Origin of the sequence: Paraburkholderia bonniea (assembly GCF_009455625.1) — a bacterium.
Lineage (GTDB): Bacteria > Pseudomonadota > Gammaproteobacteria > Burkholderiales > Burkholderiaceae > Paraburkholderia > Paraburkholderia bonniea.
Window position 1 is genome coordinate 521,955 of sequence record NZ_QPEQ01000001.1, and the last position, 22,788, is coordinate 544,742.

The following is a 22,788-nucleotide window of genomic DNA, read 5'->3' on the forward strand; positions in this document are numbered from 1 at the left end:
TGCAGCGATTCAGCAGGTTAACTGCATTGCCTCGTTACTTTCGTCTTTGGTAATAGCGCTTGAGGCCTGCTCAAGAGGGGCTGCTGGCTGCCGCTAGAGCCTACTCATTGAGGTACTCGGGATAGCTGGATTGAGAGTTGGTCTCTGCGACCAGCTTGAGAATCTGGCCATGCCGGGCTTTCGTCCCGTCCAGATGCTCCGGCGGGCCGATTGGTGCGCTAGTTTGATCGGGCGGCGGCGGATGTAGCGGCGCTTAACTCTAGCGTTTGCCGCAGGTGCGGCGCGCCACGCAATTGAATCCGGCCGTAAGCCGCCAGTTCCTGAAGCCGCCAGAAGGCAACGCTATCACTGACCAGAAAGCCCACGTCGGCGGCCATTAACTGCTCGACGACCAGAGCGGCGCGCTGCCAGGTGGAGGACACATGGCCAAGGATGAATGCGTCTAGCTCAGCGAATCCACCGCTCGTGAAAGTGTTGTGACGCCAGCGCCGAGTTTCGCCATTCGCCTGTTTGGCTTCCTGCCATTCGAGTGCAAGGCGGCTGATACGCAGCACAGAGATCGGCGCAGCTTCACCTAGATGGTCGCGTAGCTCATCCCGCTCAAACATGCCAACAGAGGTTGCCTGGTCGGCGCGGCGCTGCCGTGTGTGAGCGGGCAGATCGCTGGCGGAGAGCCGTACTTCGTTCAGACGCTGCGGGCTGTTACGCAGGTGATAGCAGATGCGACGGAGCGTGAGCTGATCACCAGTGCTTTGCCCATGCCAGATCACGACCGATGCGGTACCGCTGGCGAGCTCTTCCAGCATGAGCGCCTGCTCGTTGAACGCGTCGCTCAGGTTGGGGGCGGTATTGCCTAGCACGTGTTGCCAGAACTCGGCTCTGAGCGATGTGGGGCCATCAATGCCGTTTAACGGGCCAACTGCGAGATCGTCGCGCAGAGCCTTGACAATTTCATTACGGTTAGCCAAGTGCAGCGCGTCGCGCAGGGCTTGGGCGGCGACATCGCCATTGGTGATATGGATCGTGCTCATCGACAACTCGTGGACCTATCAGTAACAAAAACAAAAAAACTGCTCCCGCCAGAATGATTTGGGACGTGAGCGATCCTTAGTGTAAGCGCTTCGGGATGCGGATAAAAAATGCCCTGACGTGGTGCAGGCAGAACAAAGCGGTGAATGCTGCGGGGCTTATTGTTTTGCCGCAATAGGGCAGCAGTCGTTCACTGACCGGATGGCAATGGCACGCTGGCACATAGCCGTTGCGGGTTGCATGGGTTTCGAGCGTGTTGTTTTGTCTTCGAACATTTTTGTCAGGCCGCGGCGTCAGATAAGTGTGTGAGCGTGGCAGTCGAAAATGATTTCGTATTCGGCCATTGGCCCGGCGGCACTGGAATCAAGGGGCGGAGCGCCAGCATGTCACTGCGCTGCACGGCATTTGATGAGAGCCCTGAGTCGCTGGAAAAGGTTCGCAGATGCCTTTTACGAAACAAAGGCCATTGATGATCGAAACCGAACTCACCCTCGTGCACAATGCCGCCAACTTTTCCGTCCGGGGCAATCGTATGAAGTTTCGTTCTTCGCTGGTGACTGGCTGCTGCACACTTCTGCTTCAATTGACGACTCACCCCGTCGTGTTTGCCGCAGATCAACCGACTTACTGGGTGAGTGCATGGGGCACCGCGCTGCAACCGATTCCTCGGCAAGCCAGCCTGCCGCCGCTCTATCAGGCACCGGACGTGTCTGGGCGGACGGTTCGGCAAATTATTTATCCCACGCTGTCGGGGAAATCGGTGCGAATCCATCTCAGTAATGCTTACGCCGAAACGCCGCTAGTGATTGATGAGCTACGGATTGGGCCGTCTGGCGGCGGAGCCAAAGGCCGGGCAGAGCAGAGTTCTCGGGTGACATTTAATGGCGCGGCAACTGTGGTGGTGCCACCCGGCGGAGAGAGGGAGAGCGACCCCGTGACGCTTGATCTGGTAGCGGACGCACCCTACGCGGTCAGTTCATATATGGGACAAGAGCAGCGACTAAGCGCATGGCATCGGGTAGCGAATCAGGTGAATTACATCTCCTCGCCGGGCAATTACACCGCGAACGCAGACGGCAAACCATACGCTACGCGCTTTACTCAATATGTCTGGGTGACGGGGTTATCGGTGGCGACGCCACGGCCATCGAGCGCGGTAGCCGCGATTGGCGACTCCATCACTGATGGGATGCGCTCAAGCCTTAACCAGAACCAGCGCTGGCCAGACGCACTGGCGCGGCGGCTTGAGCGAGAGAACAGTGAGCCGATTGGCGTGGTGAATCTTGGGATTAGCGGAAATCGGTTGCTTAGTGATTCACCTTGCTATGGTGAGGCGCTAGAAAGCCGGTTTACCCGGGACGTACTGACTCGTCCGGCCCTTAAGACAGCGATTCTTCTGATTGGTATCAACGACATCAATTTCGCCGATATGCCAGCACGGAAAGGCCTCGACTGCGACTTTCCTCATACTCGGGTGAGCGCAGCTAGTTTGATCGCGGGATACAAACGAGTCATTGCCAGGTCCCGCCAGCACGGTGTGCGGATCATCGGTGCAACGCTGCTCCCTGCGTCGTTGCCGCCTTCGCGGGAAAGTATCCGGCTCGCGGTCAATCAGTGGATCAGGAGCAGCGGAGAGTTTGCGAGCGTGATTGATTTCGACGCCGCTTTGCGCGATGCGGCGCAGCCAGCGAAGCTGCGCCGCATCTACGATAGTGGCGACCATATTCATCCGAGCGACGCAGGCTATGCCGAGATGGCCCGGGCAATCAAGCTGGAAGAGCTGTCGAAGGTGTCAAAGGAAAGGGTTGCCCAATAGCTGCTTTGGCGTAGAAATTATCTTTGAACATTGTCTTGCTATTGGGATGGGGTTCCCCTACTATTCGGTTCCCGCGTTTTATAGCGGGGGCGCTGACGAAACCAGCGTTCGCGGCTGATACAAGGTTTTAAGCGAAAGCAAAAAACATGTTGACGAAGCGAAAAAGACGCTACATAATCTCGTTTCTGTGCTGCAGGGCGGCACGGCAGGGTGGGGAAGCTGAAGAGCTGGTCCGGCCTGTAAATGATCTTTAAAAATTAACAGCCGATAAGTGTGGGCGCTTGGTAGCGACGCGCAGCGGGCCTCAAGGGGTTTGCTGAAGAAGCGAAAGTATCAAGTCTCACACAGTAAGGTCAGGTATTGAGCAATTGATACCTGTCAATACGTTGAGTGAGCGACCGGTCAGGAAACTGGCCGAAAACAGTAACAGGTTTGAACTGAAGAGTTTGATCCTGGCTCAGATTGAACGCTGGCGGCATGCCTTACACATGCAAGTCGAACGGCAGCACGGGGGCAACCCTGGTGGCGAGTGGCGAACGGGTGAGTAATACATCGGAACGTGTCCTGGAGTGGGGGATAGCCCGGCGAAAGCCGGATTAATACCGCATGATCTCTGAGGAGGAAAGCGGGGGACCCGAAAGGGCCTCGCGCTGCAGGGGCGGCCGATGGCAGATTAGCTAGTTGGTGGGGTAAAGGCCTACCAAGGCGACGATCTGTAGCTGGTCTGAGAGGACGACCAGCCACACTGGGACTGAGACACGGCCCAGACTCCTACGGGAGGCAGCAGTGGGGAATTTTGGACAATGGGCGCAAGCCTGATCCAGCAATGCCGCGTGTGTGAAGAAGGCCTTCGGGTTGTAAAGCACTTTTGTCCGGAAAGAAAACTTCAGCCCTAATACGGCAGGAGGATGACGGTACCGGAAGAATAAGCACCGGCTAACTACGTGCCAGCAGCCGCGGTAATACGTAGGGTGCAAGCGTTAATCGGAATTACTGGGCGTAAAGCGTGCGCAGGCGGTTCGCTAAGACAGATGTGAAATCCCCGGGCTTAACCTGGGAACTGCATTTGTGACTGGCGGGCTAGAGTATGGCAGAGGGGGGTAGAATTCCACGTGTAGCAGTGAAATGCGTAGAGATGTGGAGGAATACCGATGGCGAAGGCAGCCCCCTGGGCCAATACTGACGCTCATGCACGAAAGCGTGGGGAGCAAACAGGATTAGATACCCTGGTAGTCCACGCCCTAAACGATGTCAACTAGTTGTTGGGGATTTATTTCCTTAGTAACGTAGCTAACGCGTGAAGTTGACCGCCTGGGGAGTACGGTCGCAAGATTAAAACTCAAAGGAATTGACGGGGACCCGCACAAGCGGTGGATGATGTGGATTAATTCGATGCAACGCGAAAAACCTTACCTACCCTTGACATGTACGGAATTTTGCCGAGAGGTGAAAGTGCTCGAAAGAGAACCGTAACACAGGTGCTGCATGGCTGTCGTCAGCTCGTGTCGTGAGATGTTGGGTTAAGTCCCGCAACGAGCGCAACCCTTGTCCCTAGTTGCTACGCAAGAGCACTCTAGGGAGACTGCCGGTGACAAACCGGAGGAAGGTGGGGATGACGTCAAGTCCTCATGGCCCTTATGGGTAGGGCTTCACACGTCATACAATGGTCGGAACAGAGGGCTGCCAACCCGCAAGGGGGAGCTAATCCCAGAAAACCGATCGTAGTCCGGATCGCAGTCTGCAACTCGACTGCGTGAAGCTGGAATCGCTAGTAATCGCGGATCAGCATGCCGCGGTGAATACGTTCCCGGGTCTTGTACACACCGCCCGTCACACCATGGGAGTGGGTTTTACCAGAAGTGGCTAGTCTAACCGCAAGGAGGACGGTCACCACGGTAGGATTCATGACTGGGGTGAAGTCGTAACAAGGTAGCCGTATCGGAAGGTGCGGCTGGATCACCTCCTTTCTCGAGCTCACGTGTCAACATCAAGTGCTCACGCTTATCGGCTGTAATCAGGACAGACTCAGGGGTCTGTAGCTCAGTTGGTTAGAGCACCGTCTTGATAAGGCGGGGGTCGCTGGTTCGAATCCAGCCAGACCCACCATCTTTGTCTGCGGTGGCTGCCGGTGAAGACGCCTGGGATGTATGAGTTGGGGGATTAGCTCAGCTGGGAGAGCACCTGCTTTGCAAGCAGGGGGTCGTCGGTTCGATCCCGTCATCCTCCACCAATCTTCAATGCACAGGACTTGCGGTCTCACGAAAGTGAAGGCTGCGAGGGTTGCGCATTGGCGGTTGCGCCACTCAACTGGTATGAAAGTACCGGCTGTCGTTCTTTAAAAATCAGGAAGAAGTAGTAAAGAGACCAGAAGAAAGTGCCTCGAGATGGGCGCAAGTAGACTGGTCAGGGTTGTGATTGTATCAATGTATTTTAAAGTTCATCGAAAGATGACCTGGAATACGGCACAACGCAATACTCAACCTGTAACGATGTGAAGCGGCTCCCCCCGGGGAGCAGGCCAGAGCAGTCATGCTGGCCGCAAGAGACACACTCGTTATAGGGTCAAGCGAACAAGTGCATGTGGTGGATGCCTTGGCGATCACAGGCGATGAAGGACGCGGTAGCCTGCGAAAAGCTTCGGGGAGCTGGCAAACGAGCTTTGATCCGAAGATGTCCGAATGGGGAAACCCACTCCGAATGGAGTATCCATGACTGAATACATAGGTCATGTGAAGCGAACGCGGTGAACTGAAACATCTAAGTAACCGCAGGAAAAGAAATCAACCGAGATTCCCAGAGTAGTGGCGAGCGAAATGGGATCAGCCTGTACTCTTTATCTTTGTTGTTAGCCAAACGCTCTGGAAAGTGCGGCCATAGCAGGTGATAGCCCTGTAGGCGAAAACAGCGAGGAAGAACTAGGTGTACGACAAGTAGGGCGGGACACGTGAAATCCTGTCTGAAGATGGGGGGACCATCCTCCAAGGCTAAATACTCGTGATCGACCGATAGTGAACCAGTACCGTGAGGGAAAGGCGAAAAGAACCCCGGGAGGGGAGTGAAATAGATCCTGAAACCGCATGCATACAAACAGTAGGAGCCTCGCAAGGGGTGACTGCGTACCTTTTGTATAATGGGTCAGCGACTTACATTCAGTGGCAAGCTTAACCGATTAGGGCAGGCGTAGCGAAAGCGAGTCCGAACAGGGCGTTCAGTCGCTGGGTGTAGACCCGAAACCAGGTGATCTATCCATGGCCAGGATGAAGGTGCGGTAACACGTACTGGAGGTCCGAACCCACTAACGTTGAAAAGTTAGGGGATGAGCTGTGGATAGGGGTGAAAGGCTAAACAAACCTGGAAATAGCTGGTTCTCTCCGAAAACTATTTAGGTAGTGCCTCGTGTATCACCTTCGGGGGTAGAGCACTGTCATGGTTGAAGGGTCCATTGCGGATTACTTCGCCATAGCAAACTCCGAATACCGAAGAGTGCAATCACGGGAGACAGACATCGGGTGCTAACGTCCGGTGTCAAGAGGGAAACAACCCAGACCGCCAGCTAAGGTCCCCAAATATTGCTAAGTGGGAAACGAAGTGGGAAGGCTAAAACAGTCAGGAGGTTGGCTTAGAAGCAGCCATCCTTTAAAGAAAGCGTAATAGCTCACTGATCGAGTCGTCCTGCGCGGAAGATGTAACGGGGCTAAGCAATATACCGAAGCTGCGGATGCACAGTAATGTGCATGGTAGGAGAGCGTTCCGTAAGCCTGCGAAGGTGCATTGAAAAGTGCGCTGGAGGTATCGGAAGTGCGAATGCTGACATGAGTAGCGATAAAGGGGGTGAAAAGCCCCCTCGCCGTAAGCCCAAGGTTTCCTACGCAACGTTCATCGGCGTAGGGTGAGTCGGCCCCTAAGGCGAGGCAGAAATGCGTAGCTGATGGGAAGCAGGTTAATATTCCTGCACCATTGTTAAATGCGATGGGGGGACGGATCGCGGAAAGTTGTCCGGGTGTTGGAAGTCCCGGTCGCTGCACTGGAGAAGGTACTCAGGCAAATCCGGGTACAGGATTCAAGGGTGCGGAGCCAGCGGCTCAGGCCGTGAAGCAACTGGAAGTGGTTCCAAGAAAAGCCTCTAAGCTTCAGTTTAACAAGACCGTACCGCAAACCGACACAGGTGGGCGAGATGAGTATTCTAAGGCGCTTGAGAGAACTCGGGAGAAGGAACTCGGCAAATTGGTACCGTAACTTCGGGATAAGGTACGCCCCTGTAGCTTGACTGGCCTGCGCCAGAAGGGTGAAGGGGTTGCAATAAACTGGTGGCTGCGACTGTTTAATAAAAACACAGCACTCTGCAAACACGAAAGTGGACGTATAGAGTGTGACGCCTGCCCGGTGCCGGAAGATTAAATGATGGGGTGCAAGCTCTTGATTGAAGTCCCGGTAAACGGCGGCCGTAACTATAACGGTCCTAAGGTAGCGAAATTCCTTGTCGGGTAAGTTCCGACCTGCACGAATGGCGTAACGATGGCCACACTGTCTCCTCCCGAGACTCAGCGAAGTTGAAATGTTTGTGATGATGCAATCTCCCCGCGGCTAGACGGAAAGACCCCATGAACCTTTACTGTAGCTTTGCATTGGATTTTGAACCGGTCTGTGTAGGATAGGTGGGAGGCTTTGAAGCGTGGACGCCAGTTCGCGTGGAGCCATCCTTGAAATACCACCCTGGCTTGTTTGAGGTTCTAACCCTGGCCCGTTATCCGGGTCGGGAACAGTGCATGGTAGGCAGTTTGACTGGGGCGGTCTCCTCCCAAAGTGTAACGGAGGAGTACGAAGGTACGCTAGGTACGGTCGGAAATCGTGCTGATAGTGCAATGGCATAAGCGTGCTTAACTGCGAGACCGACAAGTCGAGCAGGTGCGAAAGCAGGTCATAGTGATCCGGTGGTTCTGTATGGAAGGGCCATCGCTCAACGGATAAAAGGTACTCTGGGGATAACAGGCTGATACCGCCCAAGAGTTCATATCGACGGCGGTGTTTGGCACCTCGATGTCGGCTCATCTCATCCTGGGGCTGTAGCCGGTCCCAAGGGTATGGCTGTTCGCCATTTAAAGAGGTACGTGAGCTGGGTTTAAAACGTCGTGAGACAGTTTGGTCCCTATCTGCCGTGGGCGCTGGATATTTGAAGGGACCTGCTCCTAGTACGAGAGGACCGGAGTGGACGAACCTCTGGTGTACCGGTTGTCACGCCAGTGGCATCGCCGGGTAGCTATGTTCGGAAGAGATAACCGCTGAAAGCATCTAAGCGGGAAACTCGCCTTGAGATGAGATATCCCCGGGGCTTCAAGCCCCTTGAAGGGTCGTTCGAGACCAGGACGTCGATAGGTCAGGTGTGGAAGCGCAGTAATGCGTTAAGCTAACTGATACTAATTGCCCGTAAGGCTTGATCCTATAACCAGTGTGTTTCCATGAGTATTTACTCACGGGCCACGTGGTTTGAGTCTGTGTTCGTGCCACACTCACAACCCCATTACCTTGCTGCTTCTTCCCGATTCCCCTGTCTGGTATCGCCAGACCGGGTTACAGCTTTGCCTGATGACCATAGCGTGTCGGTACCACCCCTTCCCATCCCGAACAGGACCGTGAAACGACTCCACGCCGATGATAGTGCGGATTCCCGTGTGAAAGTAGGTAATCGTCAGGCTCCATCTCCTCATTCGCCCCGCTCGCACTCGCTTGCGGGGCGTTTGTCTGTAATTTTAAGAAAACTCAGCTTTTTTGTGCAGACAAGCAAGTTGAGGTGTGAAGATATCGTTCGTTTCTTGACGTTTGACGAAAGTTTCTTCATAATTTGAAGTTCTCTGCGGAGGGGTGCCCGAGTGGCTAAAGGGGGCAGACTGTAAATCTGCTGGCTTACGCCTACGTTGGTTCGAATCCAACCTCCTCCACCAAAATGCAAGTGTGTACTGGCGGGAATTAGTGGATCCTCGCGGGTGTAGCTCAATGGTAGAGCAGAAGCCTTCCAAGCTTACGACGAGGGTTCGATTCCCTTCACCCGCTCCATTAGTGGTGATGTAGCGCCCATGTGGCTCAGTGGTAGAGCACTCCCTTGGTAAGGGAGAGGTCGGCAGTTCGATCCTGCCCATGGGCACCATGTATTCGTGATTGTTTGCATCTGACGCAACGTACGGAAAAAATCCTTCTTAGGAGTCTAGAATGGCTAAAGGTAAATTTGAACGGACAAAGCCGCACGTCAACGTGGGCACGATTGGGCACGTCGACCACGGCAAGACAACGCTGACGGCAGCGATCACGACGGTTCTGACGGCGAAGTTTGGCGGTGAAGCAAAGGCGTATGACCAGATCGATGCGGCACCGGAAGAAAAGGCGCGTGGTATCACGATCAATACAGCGCACGTGGAATATGAGACGGCAAATCGTCACTACGCACACGTCGATTGTCCGGGTCACGCTGACTATGTGAAGAACATGATTACGGGTGCCGCGCAGATGGATGGCGCGATTCTGGTGTGCTCGGCTGCAGACGGCCCGATGCCGCAGACACGTGAACACATCCTGCTGGCGCGCCAGGTTGGCGTGCCGTACATCATCGTGTTCCTGAACAAGTGCGACATGGTGGATGACGCTGAGTTACTTGAGCTCGTCGAAATGGAAGTGCGTGAGCTTCTGTCGAAGTACGACTTCCCGGGTGACGATACACCGATCGTCAAGGGTTCGGCCAAGCTGGCGCTGGAAGGCGACAAGGGCGAACTGGGTGAAGTGGCGATCCTGAGTCTGGCGGATGCGCTGGATACCTACATCCCGACGCCGGAGCGTGCGGTGGATGGCGCATTCCTGATGCCTGTGGAAGACGTGTTCTCGATTTCGGGCCGTGGCACGGTGGTGACGGGGCGTATTGAGCGCGGCATTGTGAAGGTTGGTGAAGAAATCGAAATCATCGGTATCAAGCCAACAGTCAAGACGACATGCACGGGCGTAGAAATGTTCCGCAAGCTGCTTGATCAGGGTCAGGCGGGCGACAACGTCGGTATTTTGTTACGCGGCACGAAGCGTGAAGATGTTGAGCGTGGTCAGGTTTTGGCCAAGCCGGGTTCGATCACGCCGCACACGCATTTCACGGCTGAAGTGTATGTGCTGAGCAAGGACGAAGGTGGTCGTCATACGCCATTCTTCAATAACTATCGCCCGCAGTTCTATTTCCGTACAACGGACGTAACGGGTTCGATCGAGTTGCCGGCGGACAAAGAGATGGTGATGCCTGGCGATAACGTGTCGATCACGGTTAAGCTGATTGCGCCGATCGCGATGGAAGAAGGCCTGCGCTTTGCTATCCGTGAAGGTGGTCGTACCGTCGGTGCCGGTGTCGTCGCTAAAGTCATCGAGTAAGCTAGGTTATTTTCGTTGATTGTTTGTTTCGGGGCTGGCGGCATCGTCGGCCCCAAAATAGTTTAGGGGCATAGCTCAACTGGCAGAGCGTCGGTCTCCAAAACCGAAGGTTGGGGGTTCGATTCCCTCTGCCCCTGCCAATTCTCGCGCAATTTCTGCGCTCGTTAAGGTGTTATGGCGAATCCTACCGTCGAAACTGTAAATACTTCGGGCGACAAATTAATGATTGGCGCCGCTGTATTGCTGGTGCTCGCTGGATTTGTGGGCTTTTTTTGGCTCGGTGGACAAGAATGGTATGTTCGCGGTGCTGCGCTGGTGGTAGGTGTGCTTGCAGGCGTGGCTGTCGGTCTTCTCTCTTCGCCCGGTAAAGGCTTCATCGCATTTGGCAAAGATTCGTACAAGGAAGTTCGGAAGGTTGTTTGGCCAACTCGCAAAGAAGCGACTCAAACAACACTTGCGGTTTTCGGGTTCGTATTTGTTATGGCGGTGTTTCTCTGGATTAGTGATAAATCCATCGAGTGGGCGATTTTCTCAGTAATTCTGGGTTGGAAGTGACATGAGTGATACGCCGGCATCTCCTGGTGGAAAACGTTGGTACGTTGTGCATGCCTATTCTGGTATGGAAAAAAGCGTGCAGCGAGCGCTGCAAGAGCGGATAAATCGTGCAGGTATGCAAGACCAGTTTGGGCAGATACTAGTTCCGACTGAGGAAGTGGTTGAGGTCAAGGGTGGGCATAAATCTGTAACGGAACGTCGATTTTTTCCAGGCTACGTGTTGGTAGAGATGGAAATGACAGATGAAACTTGGCACCTCGTGAAAAACACAGCGAAGGTGACGGGTTTCGTGGGCGGGGCTCGTAATCGTCCAAGTCCGATTTCCCCATGGGAAGTCGAAAAAATAATGTCGCAGATGCAAGAGGGCGTAGAAAAGCCGCGTCCTAAGACGCTCTTTGAAGTCGGTGAAATGATTCGCGTCAAAGATGGCCCATTCACTGATTTCAATGGCAGTGTCGAAGAAGTGAATTACGAAAAATCACGTGTCCGGGTATCGGTCACAATTTTCGGTCGAGCAACTCCGGTTGAGCTGGAGTTCGGGCAAGTCGAAAAAGTATAGCTTTGGTTTTACGAAGCGCGCGTTAAGCGCGTTTCGTTTTTCGCGTTTACGGTCCGCGCAATGGCCGTTGAGGAGCGTCAGTAGTTAGGGGAGCCCCCTGCGAGCACGCGCTATCACTCACTGAACGCTTTGGCGTTCCTCAGAGGTTTTCAACATGGCAAAGAAAATCATTGGCTTTATCAAGCTGCAGATTCCTGCGGGTAAAGCCAACCCATCACCGCCGGTAGGTCCGGCGCTTGGTCAACGTGGTTTGAACATCATGGAGTTCTGCAAGGCGTTTAACGCCCAGACTCAAGCGATGGAACCAGGTCTGCCAATCCCTGTAGTGATTACTGCGTTTGCTGACAAAAGCTTTACATTTGTCATGAAGACGCCGCCTGCTACGGTTTTGATCAAGAAGGCAGCCAAGATTGATAAGGGTTCTAGTAAGCCGCATACCGATAAGGTAGGCAAGATTACTCGTGCTCAAGCTGAAGATATCGCAAAAGCAAAAATGCCTGATTTGACCGCAGCTGACCTTGACGCTGCTGTTCGCACGATCGCTGGCAGCGCCCGCTCAATGGGCATCACCGTGGAGGGCGTATAAATGGCTAAGCTTTCAAAGCGTTTGCAAGCGCTGGCAGGCAAGATTGATCGCCAAAAATTGTATGCAGTTGAGGAAGCGCTGTCGCTCGTAAAAGAATGCGCAAATGCAAAATTTAACGAGTCAATCGACGTTTCCGTCCAACTTGGTATCGACGCAAAGAAGTCGGACCAAGTTGTCCGCGGGTCGGTTGTTTTGCCAGCGGGTACAGGTAAATCGGTTCGAGTCGCTGTTTTTGCACAAGGCGAAAAAGCCGAGCAAGCACGTGCTGCTGGCGCAGAAGTTGTCGGTATGGAAGATCTGGCTGAACAGGTTAAAGCGGGTAATTTGGATTTCGACATCGTGATTGCTTCGCCGGACACGATGCGTATCGTCGGTACACTCGGCCAGATTCTTGGCCCACGTGGCTTGATGCCGAATCCGAAGGTCGGAACGGTTACACCTGATGTAGCGACTGCAGTGAAGAATGCCAAAGCTGGTCAAGTGCAGTTCCGTGTTGATAAGGGCGGAATTATTCACGCGACGATCGGCCGTGCTTCTTTTGAAGCAGCAGCGTTGCGTAGCAATTTGAATGCGCTGGTTGACGCGCTGCAAAAAGCGAAGCCTGCTACAAGCAAAGGTGTTTACCTGCGTAAAGTCGCGTTGTCGAGCACGATGGGTGTCGGGGTTCGTGTCGACCATACTTCGATCGCAGGATAAAGAAATATTCGCTTAGATTTAATTCGAGGCGAACTTAAGGGCTTTGGGCGGTCGTCGGGCCGATGTTTGGTCGGGCGACCGGTTGTCAAAGACCGTTGGCGGAATGGTCTTCATTGACCATTCCTTAATGCAAAGCCAACGCAGATGGCGAACCCGGAAAAGTTGTGTGGTGTGATGTCGCTGATTTCCCGCGGTAATGCAGGAAACCCGTGATTGAAATACTTCTGACTGGTCGGACGCCGTTGTTGAACCCGGTACATGAGGCAAATGCCGAGTGCTATCGAATCTGGAGGTTAACCGTGCCACTGAACAAAGAAAGCAAGCAGGCCGTCGTCGCTGAGGTTTCCGCGCAAGTTGCGAAAGCCCAGACCGTCGTGCTGGCTGAGTATCGTGGGATTGCGGTTGGCGATCTGACCAAGCTGCGTGCGAAAGCACGCGAGCAAAAAGTGTACCTGCGCGTGTTGAAAAACACACTGGCCCGTCGCGCAGTTGAAGGTACGCCGTTTGCTCCGTTGGCAGAGCAGATGACTGGCCCGCTGATCTATAGCATTTCTACTGATGCTATTGCTGCAGCCAAGGTTATTAACGACTTTGGTAAAAGCAACGACAAGTTGATCATTAAGGCTGGCTCCTTCGAAGGTAATGTGATGGACAAAGCGGGCGTGCAAGCGCTGGCTAGCATCCCAAGCCGCGAAGAACTGCTTTCCAAGCTGTTGTATGTCATGCAAGCACCTGTCTCTGGTTTTGCGCGCGCTTTGGCCGCGCTTGCAGAGAAAAAGCAGAGCGAAGCTGCTTAAGAATAGTGTGCTGTGCATTTCGTACATCAGTCGGGCGTAATTGATCGCTAGCTGTATCCGAATTCAATTTAGGAGTATTTCAAATGGCAATCGCAAAAGATGACATCCTCGAAGCAGTAAGCTCGATGTCGGTTCTGGAACTGAATGAGCTGGTTAAGGCATTCGAAGAAAAGTTTGGCGTGTCTGCAGCAGCAGTTGCAGTCGCTGGCCCGGCAGGCGGTGGTGCTGCTGCAGCTGAAGAGCAAACCGAATTCAACGTGGTTCTGCTTGAGGCTGGCGCAAACAAGGTTTCAGTGATTAAGGCTGTTCGTGAACTGACGGGTCTCGGCCTGAAAGAAGCGAAGGATCTGGTTGACGGTGCACCGAAGCCAGTGAAGGAAGCGGTACCTAAGGTTGCTGCTGAAGAAGCGAAGAAGAAATTGGAAGAAGCCGGCGCGAAGGCTGAAATCAAGTAAGTTTTTTTGCGCTAGGCGAAGGCTGGCGGTTTTTCACCGCCAGCCTTTTTGTGCTTTGTGAGCTATCTTCCTTTTGCGAACTTGGTTTGCTAAAAGAGACGGCCAAGAAGTTAAAGAGAATGATCGTTCGAAGAAATCGACCGGTGATTCTCTTTGTCTTCTGAAGCGACTGCAGAAGGCAAGTTTGGTCGGGTAGTGGGCGCATGCTCATTACCGTCAGCCAGCGGTTGGTAGCGGCCAACCACCAAGCTTTTAGGCTCGTTCAGGCCATCGAACGGCCATCGGGTCTCAGTCGGTGAACACTCGGGTTGTCTCATCCAGGTATCCTGCCTCGACAACAATGCCCGCCGTGATTCGGAGATCGTATGCAATATTCCTTCACCGAGAAGAAGCGTATTCGCAAGAGCTTTGCGAAGCGCCCCATCGTTCACCAAGTACCTTTCCTGCTGGCAACTCAGCTTGAATCATTCAGCACGTTTCTGCAAGCAGACACGTCTGGAACGCAGCGTAAACCGGAAGGTTTGCAAGCGGCGTTTACTTCTGTTTTTCCGATTGTTTCGCATAATGGTTTTGCTCGTCTGGAATTTGTCAGCTACATGCTGTCGCCGCCTGCGTTCAATATCAAGGAATGTCAGCAACGTGGTCTGACGTACTGCTCTGCGTTGCGGGCGAAAGTGCGTCTGGTGTTGCTCGATAAAGAGTCACCCAGCAAGCCTGTCGTCAAGGAAGTGAAAGAGCAGGAAGTCTACATGGGCGAAATGCCGCTCATGACACCTACGGGCTCATTCGTCATTAACGGCACGGAGCGCGTGATCGTTTCCCAGTTGCACCGTTCTCCTGGGGTGTTTTTCGAGCACGACAAAGGCAAAACCCATAGCTCGGGCAAGCTCTTGTTTTCAGCGCGAATTATTCCTTACCGCGGTTCCTGGCTTGATTTCGAGTTCGACCCGAAGGACGTGCTGTACTTCCGTGTCGACCGTCGTCGCAAGATGCCTGTCACGATTCTGTTGAAGGCTATTGGCCTGACGCCAGAACAAATTCTCGCTAATTTCTTCGTTTTCGATAACTTTGCGCTGATGCCGGAAGGCGCGCAAATGGAGTTCGTTGCGGAGCGTTTGCGTGGTGAAGTGGCTCGTTTCGATATCTCCGATCGTGATGGCAATGTAATTGTCCCGAAGGACAAGCGCATTAACGCCAAGCATATTCGGGATCTCGAGAGCGCAAAAACAAAATTTATTTCGGTTCCCGAAGATTATCTGCTGGGGCGTGTGCTGGCAAAGAATGTTGTCGACGCTGACACCGGTGAAGTCATTGCTAGCGCGAATGACGAAGTTACCGAAACGGTGCTTGAGAAGCTGCGCGAAGCCAGTATCAAGGACATTCAGACGCTGTATACGAACGACCTGGATCAGGGGCCGTATATTTCGTCGACGCTGCGCATTGACGAAACCACTGACCGGATGGCTGCCCGCATCGCAATTTATCGCATGATGCGTCCGGGTGAGCCGCCGACGGAAGAGGCAGTCGAGGCGTTGTTCAATCGTCTGTTCTACAGCGAAGATGCTTACGACCTGTCCAAGGTCGGCCGCATGAAGTTCAATCGCCGTGTTGGCCGCGATGAGATTGTCGGCCCGATGACGATGCAAGACGACGACATCCTCGCAACCATCAAGATTCTTGTCGAGTTACGTAACGGCAAGGGCGAAGTGGATGACATTGATCACTTGGGTAATCGTCGTGTGCGTTGCGTGGGTGAACTGGCGGAAAACCAGTTCCGTGCGGGTCTTGTCCGTGTTGAGCGTGCTGTAAAAGAGCGTCTCGGTCAGGCCGAGAGCGAAAATCTGATGCCGCATGACCTGATTAACTCCAAGCCGATTTCATCGGCGATTCGGGAGTTTTTCGGCTCGTCGCAGCTGTCGCAGTTTATGGACCAGACCAACCCGTTATCGGAAATCACCCACAAGCGCCGTGTCTCCGCGCTTGGGCCGGGTGGTTTGACGCGTGAGCGTGCTGGCTTTGAAGTTCGTGACGTGCACCCAACTCACTATGGTCGTGTCTGTCCAATTGAAACGCCAGAAGGTCCGAACATTGGGCTGATTAACTCACTGGCTCTGTACGCGCATCTTAATGAGTATGGTTTTCTTGAAACGCCGTACCGGAAAGTGACTGACGGCAAGGTGACCGATCAGATCGACTATCTGTCCGCGATTGAAGAAGGCCGTTACGTCATCGCACAGGCTAATGCTGCCGTCGCAGAAGAAGGCACGCTGACCGACGAGCTTGTGTCGTCGCGTGAAGCCGGTGAAACCCTGATGGTTACGCCGGACCGCATCCAGTACATGGACGTCGCGCCTTCGCAGATCGTTTCGGTGGCGGCATCGTTGATCCCGTTTCTTGAGCACGACGATGCGAACCGTGCGTTGATGGGTTCGAACATGCAACGTCAAGCTGTTCCTTGTCTGCGCCCTGAAAAGGCCGTGGTGGGTACGGGTATTGAGCGGACGGTTGCCGTCGACTCGGGTACGACAGTTCAGGCGTTCCGTGGTGGTGTTGTGGATTACGTCGACGCGGGCCGTATGGTTATTCGTGTGAACGATGACGAAGCGGTGGCTGGTGATGTCGGCGTCGATATCTATAACCTGATCAAGTACACGCGTTCGAACCAGAACACGAATATCAACCAGCGTCCTATCGTCAAAGTGGGCGATATCGTGTCGCGCGGTGACGTACTGGCGGATGGCGCATCGACCGATCTGGGTGAACTGGCATTGGGCCAGAACATGCTCGTCGCGTTTATGCCATGGAACGGCTACAACTTCGAAGATTCAATTTTGATCTCGGAGAAGGTGGTGGCGGATGATCGCTACACGTCGATCCATATCGAAGAGCTGAATGTCGTTGCACGTGACACCAAGCTCGGACCTGAAGAAATCACCCGTGACATTTCAAATCTGGCCGAAGTACAGCTTGGCCGTCTGGATGAGTCGGGCATCGTTTATATCGGTGCGGAAGTCGAAGCCGGTGACGTGATGGTTGGCAAGGTTACGCCGAAGGGCGAAACCCAACTGACGCCAGAAGAAAAGCTGCTGCGCGCGATTTTCGGTGAAAAAGCCTCGGACGTGAAAGACACGTCGTTGCGCGTGCCTTCCGGCATGAGCGGCACGGTGATCGACGTGCAGGTGTTCACGCGTGAAGGAATTCAGCGTGACAAGCGGGCGCAACAGATTATTGATGACGAACTGAAGCGCTATCGTCTGGATTTGAATGACCAGTTGCGGATTGTGGAAGGCGATGCTTTCCAGCGTCTCGCGCGGATGCTGGTTGGCAAGGTGGCAAATGGTGGTCCGAAGAAGCTGGCGAAGGGTACCAAAATCGAGCAGTCTTACCTGACTGATTTGGACCACTATCACTGGTTTGATATTCGTCTGGCTGATGAAGAGTCGGCTGCTCAACTCGAAGCTATCAAAGATTCGATTGAGCAAAAGCGTCACCAGTTTGATCTCGCGTTTGAAGAAAAGCGCAAGAAGCTCACCCAGGGCGATGAGTTGCCACCGGGCGTGCTGAAGATGGTCAAGGTTTATCTCGCGGTGAAGCGCCGTTTGCAGCCTGGCGACAAGATGGCTGGCCGTCACGGTAACAAGGGCGTGGTGTCGAAGATCGTTCCGATCGAAGACATGCCGTACATGGCCGATGGCCGTCCGGCTGACGTTGTGCTGAACCCGTTGGGTGTGCCTTCGCGGATGAACGTTGGGCAGGTTCTCGAAGTGCATCTGGGCTGGGCGGCGAAGGGTCTCGGCTGGCGGATCGGTGAGATGTTGCAGCGTCAGGTCAAGGTCGCGGAATTGCGTGAGTTCCTCACCAAGATCTATAACGAATCTGGCCGTGCAGAAGAGCTGGACAGCTTCTCGGATGATGAAATCATCGAGTTGTCGAAGAATCTGCGTGAAGGCGTTCCGTTTGCGACACCGGTGTTTGATGGTGCAACCGAAGAAGAAATGTCGCGTGCACTCGATCTCGCCTTCCCGGATGACATCGCTGAACAACTTGGTATGACGCCGTCCAAAAATCAGGTGCGTCTGTACGACGGCCGTACGGGGGAAGTGTTTGAGCGCCCTGTAACGGTTGGCTACATGCATTACCTGAAGCTTCATCACTTGGTTGATGACAAGATGCACGCCCGTTCGACCGGCCCGTACTCGCTTGTGACGCAACAGCCGCTTGGCGGTAAGGCGCAGTTCGGTGGTCAGCGTTTCGGTGAGATGGAAGTGTGGGCGCTCGAAGCATATGGCGCCTCTTACGTGCTCCAGGAAATGCTGACGGTGAAGTCGGATGACGTGACAGGCCGGACCAAGGTTTACGAGAATCTGGTGAAGGGCGATCACGTGATTGATGCTGGCATGCCTGAGTCGTTTAACGTGCTGGTGAAGGAAATTCGGTCGCTCGGTATTGATATCGACCTGGACCGGAACTAATCGGACTACTGGAGAGAAGCGATGAAAGCTTTGCTCGATCTATTCAAGCAAGTCCAACAACCCGAAGTTTTTGATGCGATCAAGATCGGTCTGGCTTCGCCAGACAAGATCCGTTCGTGGTCTTTCGGTGAAGTCAAAAAGCCTGAAACCATCAATTACCGGACATTCAAGCCGGAACGTGATGGTTTGTTCTGCGCGAAGATTTTCGGGCCGATCAAAGACTACGAATGCCTGTGCGGTAAGTACAAGCGTCTGAAACACCGTGGTGTGATCTGTGAGAAGTGCGGCGTCGAAGTGACGCTCGCCAAGGTGCGGCGTGAGCGGATGGGCCATATTGAACTGGCCTCGCCGGTTGCGCACATCTGGTTTCTGAAATCGCTGCCGTCACGTCTGGGCATGGTGCTCGACATGACGCTGCGTGATATTGAACGTGTTCTGTACTTCGAAGCATATGTTGTGATCGAACCGGGGATGACGCCGCTGAAAGCACGGCAGATCATGACCGAAGAGGATTACTACAACAAGGTTGAAGAGTACGGCGACGAGTTCCGTGCCGAGATGGGCGCGGAAGGCGTGCGTGAATTGCTGCGTGCGATCAATATCGATGAACAAGTCGAGATGCTGCGCACCGAGCTCAAAAACACGGGTTCGGAAGCAAAGATCAAGAAGTACGCGAAGCGCCTGAAGGTGCTTGAGGCATTCCAGCGCTCGGGCATCAAGCCCGACTGGATGGTGCTCGAAGTGTTGCCAGTCCTGCCGCCTGAATTGCGGCCGCTGGTACCGCTCGATGGCGGCCGTTTTGCCACATCCGACCTGAATGACTTGTATCGTCGCGTGATTAACCGGAACAACCGGTTGAAGCGTTTGCTCGAGCTGAAGGCACCTGAAATCATCGTCCGTAATGAAAAACGGATGTTGCAAGAGGCCGTCGATTCATTGCTCGACAATGGTCGTCGCGGTAAGGCGATGACTGGTGCGAACAAGCGTCCGCTGAAATCGCTGGCCGACATGATTAAAGGTAAGGGCGGCCGTTTCCGGCAGAACTTGCTGGGCAAGCGTGTTGACTATTCCGGCCGGTCAGTGATTGTGGTGGGCCCTACGCTGAAGTTGCATCAGTGTGGTCTGCCGAAGCTGATGGCGCTTGAGCTCTTCAAGCCATTCATTTTTCACAAGCTTGAAGTGATGGGCGTTGCCACGACCATCAAGGCCGCGAAAAAAGAGGTCGAAAATCAGACCGCTGTGGTGTGGGACATCCTCGAAGAGGTGATCCGCGAGCATCCGGTGATGCTGAACCGTGCTCCGACACTGCACCGCCTTGGTATCCAGGCTTTTGAGCCGGTGCTGATCGAAGGCAAGGCAATCCAGCTGCATCCGCTGGTTTGCGCGGCGTTCAACGCCGACTTCGATGGTGACCAGATGGCGGTTCACGTTCCGCTTTCGCTTGAAGCGCAAATGGAAGCACGCACGCTGATGCTGGCATCCAACAATATTCTGTTCCCGGCGAACGGCGATCCGTCGATCGTGCCGTCGCAGGATATTGTGCTCGGCCTGTACTACGCGACTCGTGAAGCGGTGAATGCAAAGGGCGAAGGCCTGTCGTTTACCGGTGTTTCGGAAGCGCTGCGTGCTTACGAGAACAAGGAAGTCGAACTGGCCTCGCGCGTCAACGTGCGGATCACAGAAATGGTCCATAACGAAGACAAGTCACCGGGCGCACCGGCATTTGTGCCGAAGATCTCGCTGTATGCGACGACGGTTGGCCGTGCGATTCTGTCGGAAATTCTTCCGCCAGGGCTGCCGTTCTCCGTGTTGAACAAGCCGTTGAAGAAGAAAGAAATTTCACGCTTGATTAACACTGCATTCCGCAAGTGCGGTCTGCGCGCAACCGTGATTTTCGCGGATCAGCTGATGCAGTCGGGTTTCCGCCTGGCCACGCGCGCTGGTATTTCCATCTGTGTGGATGACATGCTCGTGCCGCCACAGAAAGAAACCATCGTTGGTGATGCGGCGAAGAAGGTGAAAGAGTACGACCGTCAGTACATGTCGGGTCTGGTCACATCGCAAGAGCGCTATAACAACGTGGTCGATATCTGGTCGGCTACGTCGGAAGCGGTCGGCAAGGCGATGATGGAGCAGCTGTCGACTGAGCCGGTGGTTGATCGTGATGGCAAGCAGACACGCCAGGAATCGTTCAACTCGATCTACATGATGGCCGACTCTGGCGCACGTGGCTCCGCAGTGCAGATTCGTCAGCTGGCAGGTATGCGTGGCCTGATGGCCAAGCCTGACGGCTCGATCATCGAGACGCCGATTACCGCGAACTTCCGTGAAGGCCTGAACGTGTTGCAGTACTTCATCTCGACTCACGGTGCACGTAAGGGTCTGGCTGATACGGCATTGAAGACGGCGAACTCGGGTTACCTGACACGTCGTCTCGTCGACGTGACTCAGGATCTGGTGGTCGTTGAAGATGATTGCGGCACTTCAAACGGCGTGGCGATGAAAGCGCTGGTTGAAGGTGGTGAAGTCGTTGAGGCACTGCGTGACCGGATTCTCGGTCGTGTAGCTGTTGCTGATGTGGTGAATCCGGAATCACAGGAAACGCTGTATGAATCGGGCACTTTGCTCGATGAAGATGCGGTCGAAGAGATTGAGCGTCTGGGCATCGACGAAGTGCGCGTGCGCACACCGCTGACTTGCGAAACGCGCTACGGCCTGTGCGCCGCGTGTTATGGCCGGGATCTTGGCCGTGGCTCATCGGTGAATGTTGGCGAGGCAGTGGGTGTGATTGCGGCGCAGTCGATTGGTGAGCCTGGCACGCAGCTTACGATGCGTACCTTCCACATCGGCGGTGCGGCGTCGCGTGCAGCGGTGGCTTCGTCGGTTGAAGCCAAGTCCAACGGTACGGTTCGTTTCACCGCAACGATGCGTTATGTGACGAATGCGAAGGGCGAGCAGATCGTCATCTCGCGTTCGGGCGAAGCGATGATTACGGACGACCACGGCCGCGAACGTGAACGTCACAAAGTGCCTTACGGTGCCACGCTGCTGCAGCTTGATGGCGTCGTCATCAAGGCGGGCACGCAGTTGGCGACGTGGGACCCGATGACGCGTCCGATCATCACTGAGTATGGTGGTACGGTGAAGTTCGAAAACGTCGAAGAAGGCGTGACCGTTGCCAAGCAAATCGACGATGTGACGGGGCTTTCGACTCTGGTTGTAATCGACGTCAAGCGTCGCGGGTCACAGGCCGCGAAGAGCGTGCGTCCGCAGGTCAAATTGCTGGATGCAAGCGGCGAAGAAGTGAAGATCCCGGGTACCGAGCATTCGGTGCAGATTGGCTTCCAGGTTGGCGCACTGATTACCGTGAAAGACGGTCAGCAGGTGCAGGTCGGTGAAGTGCTCGCACGTATTCCAACCGAGTCGCAAAAGACGCGGGACATTACCGGTGGTCTGCCGCGTGTGGCGGAACTCTTCGAAGCACGTTCACCGAAGGACGCCGGCATTCTCGCGGAAGTCACAGGCACGACGTCGTTTGGTAAGGATACGAAGGGCAAGCAGCGTCTTGTTATCACGGATCTCGAAGGTAATCAGCACGAGTTCCTGATAGCGAAGGAAAAGCAGGTTTTGGTTCACGATGCTCAGGTTGTCAACAAGGGCGAAATGATCGTGGACGGGCCAGCAGATCCGCACGATATTCTGCGTTTGCAGGGTGTCGAGGCGCTGTCACGTTACATCGTGGACGAGGTGCAGGACGTGTACCGCTTGCAGGGCGTGAAGATCAACGACAAGCACATTGAAGTAATCGTGCGTCAGATGCTGCGTCGTGTTCAAATTACCGACAACGGTGACACGCGTTTCATCCCGGGTGAACAAGTCGAGCGTTCGGACATGCTTGATGAGAACGACCGGATGATCGCAGATGACAAGCGTCCGGCCACCTACGACAACGTGCTGTTGGGTATCACGAAGGCATCGCTGTCGACCGATTCGTTCATCTCTGCGGCGTCATTCCAGGAAACGACTCGCGTGCTGACCGAAGCGGCGATCATGGGCAAGCGTGATGATCTGCGCGGGCTGAAAGAAAACGTGATCGTTGGTCGTCTGATTCCGGCTGGTACGGGCCTCGCATTCCACAAGGCTCGCAAGAGCCGGGAGTTGTCGGAGCGCGAACGTTTTGACCAGATCGCAGCCGAAGAGTCTTTTGAATTCGGTACTCCGGAAGTTCCGGCAGCCGAGCAGCAACACTCAGGCGAGTAAATCCGCGCGGCGTGAGCCGCCGGGGTTACTGCAGCTCAAACCGCTCAGTTTTCGACTGGGCGGTTTTTTTTTGATCGTGGCGACGTAGTCATGCAGCGAATGCCGGCACCGGGGTAATCCGGGTAGCTAACGAAACCACATCGGTGTGGAACATCATCCATGCCTTGG

11 protein-coding genes, 6 tRNA genes and 3 rRNA genes are annotated in these 22,788 nt (G+C 54.5%); 19 read left to right on the forward strand and 1 reads right to left on the reverse strand.

Annotated features, from left to right (window positions below; all coding sequences use genetic code 11):
* Positions 1-218 precede the first annotated feature (218 nt).
* On the reverse strand, positions 219-1,031 hold the full coding sequence (locus GH656_RS02200) for a DUF1835 domain-containing protein (RefSeq protein ID WP_153074389.1): 813 nt from the start codon (positions 1,029-1,031) through the stop codon (positions 219-221).
* Between the two features lie 530 nt (positions 1,032-1,561).
* Between GH656_RS02200 and GH656_RS02205 the strand changes: the two genes are divergently transcribed.
* The 19 genes from GH656_RS02205 (at position 1,562) to rpoC (ending at position 22,620) form a co-directional block, all read left to right on the forward strand.
* Positions 1,562-2,845: an SGNH/GDSL hydrolase family protein gene (locus GH656_RS02205; RefSeq protein ID WP_153076520.1), complete on the forward strand. Its 1,284-nt coding sequence runs from the start codon at positions 1,562-1,564 to the stop codon at positions 2,843-2,845.
* A gap of 434 nt (positions 2,846-3,279) precedes the next feature.
* A 16S ribosomal RNA gene (locus tag GH656_RS02210) occupies positions 3,280-4,812 on the forward strand.
* Positions 4,813-4,874: 62 nt separating this feature from the next.
* A tRNA-Ile gene (locus GH656_RS02215) sits at positions 4,875-4,951 on the forward strand.
* A gap of 48 nt (positions 4,952-4,999) precedes the next feature.
* Positions 5,000-5,075 (forward strand) — tRNA-Ala (locus tag GH656_RS02220).
* Positions 5,076-5,405: 330 nt separating this feature from the next.
* A 23S ribosomal RNA gene (locus GH656_RS02225) occupies positions 5,406-8,284 on the forward strand.
* 140 nt (positions 8,285-8,424) lie between these two features.
* Positions 8,425-8,537: ribosomal RNA gene (gene rrf, locus GH656_RS02230) — 5S ribosomal RNA — on the forward strand.
* Together the 16S, 23S and 5S rRNA genes with 5 tRNA genes alongside form the textbook arrangement of a ribosomal RNA operon.
* Positions 8,538-8,698: 161 nt before the next feature.
* Positions 8,699-8,784 (forward strand) — tRNA-Tyr (locus tag GH656_RS02235).
* 38 nt (positions 8,785-8,822) lie between these two features.
* Positions 8,823-8,896 (forward strand) — tRNA-Gly (locus tag GH656_RS02240).
* A gap of 16 nt (positions 8,897-8,912) precedes the next feature.
* Positions 8,913-8,987 (forward strand) — tRNA-Thr (locus GH656_RS02245).
* Between the two features lie 62 nt (positions 8,988-9,049).
* On the forward strand, positions 9,050-10,240 hold the full coding sequence (tuf, locus tag GH656_RS02250) for an elongation factor Tu (RefSeq protein ID WP_153074390.1): 1,191 nt from the start codon (positions 9,050-9,052) through the stop codon (positions 10,238-10,240).
* A 64-nt stretch (positions 10,241-10,304) separates the two neighbouring features.
* Positions 10,305-10,380, forward strand: a tRNA-Trp gene (locus tag GH656_RS02255).
* A 34-nt stretch (positions 10,381-10,414) separates the two neighbouring features.
* The gene (gene secE / locus GH656_RS02260) at positions 10,415-10,795 is read left to right on the forward strand and encodes a preprotein translocase subunit SecE (RefSeq protein ID WP_153074391.1); all 381 of its coding nucleotides are present in this window, start codon (positions 10,415-10,417) and stop codon (positions 10,793-10,795) included.
* 1 nt (position 10,796) lies between these two features.
* A complete protein-coding gene (gene nusG / locus GH656_RS02265; protein WP_153074392.1) occupies positions 10,797-11,354 on the forward strand; it encodes a transcription termination/antitermination protein NusG in 558 nt (185 codons plus the stop codon).
* 154 nt (positions 11,355-11,508) lie between these two features.
* On the forward strand, positions 11,509-11,940 hold the full coding sequence (gene rplK / locus GH656_RS02270; RefSeq protein ID WP_153074393.1) for a 50S ribosomal protein L11: 432 nt from the start codon (positions 11,509-11,511) through the stop codon (positions 11,938-11,940).
* On the forward strand, positions 11,941-12,636 hold the full coding sequence (gene rplA, locus GH656_RS02275) for a 50S ribosomal protein L1 (RefSeq protein WP_153074394.1): 696 nt from the start codon (positions 11,941-11,943) through the stop codon (positions 12,634-12,636).
* A 299-nt stretch (positions 12,637-12,935) separates the two neighbouring features.
* Positions 12,936-13,433 (forward strand): 50S ribosomal protein L10, encoded by a 498-nt coding sequence (gene rplJ, locus GH656_RS02280; protein WP_153076521.1) that lies wholly within the window; start codon positions 12,936-12,938, stop codon positions 13,431-13,433.
* 83 nt (positions 13,434-13,516) lie between these two features.
* On the forward strand, positions 13,517-13,888 hold the full coding sequence (gene rplL, locus GH656_RS02285; protein WP_153074395.1) for a 50S ribosomal protein L7/L12: 372 nt from the start codon (positions 13,517-13,519) through the stop codon (positions 13,886-13,888).
* 365 nt (positions 13,889-14,253) lie between these two features.
* Positions 14,254-18,360, forward strand: a complete 4,107-nt coding sequence (gene rpoB / locus GH656_RS02290; protein ID WP_153074396.1) for a DNA-directed RNA polymerase subunit beta — start codon at positions 14,254-14,256, stop codon at positions 18,358-18,360.
* Positions 18,361-18,381: 21 nt separating this feature from the next.
* Positions 18,382-22,620, forward strand: a complete 4,239-nt coding sequence (gene rpoC / locus GH656_RS02295) for a DNA-directed RNA polymerase subunit beta' (RefSeq protein ID WP_153074397.1) — start codon at positions 18,382-18,384, stop codon at positions 22,618-22,620.
* Positions 22,621-22,788 lie beyond the last annotated feature (168 nt).

What these genes read in the sequence shown, in the direction of transcription:
- rplA (WP_153074394.1), top strand. Translation starts at nt 11,941, where the DNA reads ATGGCTAAGCTTTCAAAGCGTTTGCAAGCGCTGGCAGGCAAGATTGAT.
- rpoB (WP_153074396.1), top strand. Translation starts at nt 14,254, where the DNA reads ATGCAATATTCCTTCACCGAGAAGAAGCGTATTCGCAAGAGCTTTGCG.
- tuf (WP_153074390.1), top strand. Translation starts at nt 9,050, where the DNA reads ATGGCTAAAGGTAAATTTGAACGGACAAAGCCGCACGTCAACGTGGGC.
- nusG (WP_153074392.1), top strand. Translation starts at nt 10,797, where the DNA reads ATGAGTGATACGCCGGCATCTCCTGGTGGAAAACGTTGGTACGTTGTG.
- GH656_RS02200 (WP_153074389.1), bottom strand. Translation starts at nt 1,031, where the DNA reads ATGAGCACGATCCATATCACCAATGGCGATGTCGCCGCCCAAGCCCTG.
- rplL (WP_153074395.1), top strand. Translation starts at nt 13,517, where the DNA reads ATGGCAATCGCAAAAGATGACATCCTCGAAGCAGTAAGCTCGATGTCG.
- GH656_RS02205 (WP_153076520.1), top strand. Translation starts at nt 1,562, where the DNA reads ATGAAGTTTCGTTCTTCGCTGGTGACTGGCTGCTGCACACTTCTGCTT.
- rplK (WP_153074393.1), top strand. Translation starts at nt 11,509, where the DNA reads ATGGCAAAGAAAATCATTGGCTTTATCAAGCTGCAGATTCCTGCGGGT.
- secE (WP_153074391.1), top strand. Translation starts at nt 10,415, where the DNA reads ATGGCGAATCCTACCGTCGAAACTGTAAATACTTCGGGCGACAAATTA.
- rpoC (WP_153074397.1), top strand. Translation starts at nt 18,382, where the DNA reads ATGAAAGCTTTGCTCGATCTATTCAAGCAAGTCCAACAACCCGAAGTT.